The organism is Salmonella sp. SAL4457 (assembly GCF_046548235.1).
Lineage (GTDB): Bacteria > Pseudomonadota > Gammaproteobacteria > Enterobacterales > Enterobacteriaceae > Salmonella > Salmonella enterica.
The window spans coordinates 1-283 of the sequence record NZ_JBGDZO010000340.1; the positions used below are offsets into that span (position 1 = coordinate 1).

At 66.8% G+C, this 283-nt stretch carries 1 protein-coding gene; it reads right to left on the minus strand.

Features of this window, described 5'->3' with window-relative positions; genetic code table 11:
* On the minus strand, window positions 1-283 hold a 283-nt coding region (locus ACLJNW_RS24560; RefSeq protein ID WP_410961264.1), incomplete at both ends, for a TOBE domain-containing protein.

The following is a 283-nucleotide window of genomic DNA, read 5'->3' on the forward strand; positions in this document are numbered from 1 at the left end:
GTCCCAGGTCGGCCGGGCGACGTGGCGCTCGGCGTTGGCCATGAAGGCCTGGACGATCATCCCGGACGCCAGCTTGATGTAGTACACCGAGTGGCCGCCAAGGTAGGCGATGTCGTAGACGGTGCCCTGGGCCCAGTTGTGCCCGGCGTGTTCCAGGTTGTCCGGCTTCTGCGCGCTGATCATCACTTTCTCCGGCCGCAGCGCGTAGGTGATGCGCTTGTCCTCGGCGCGGGTGCTGATGCCGTGGCCGATGTAGATCGGGTTCTCCAGCTGCGGGCAGGCG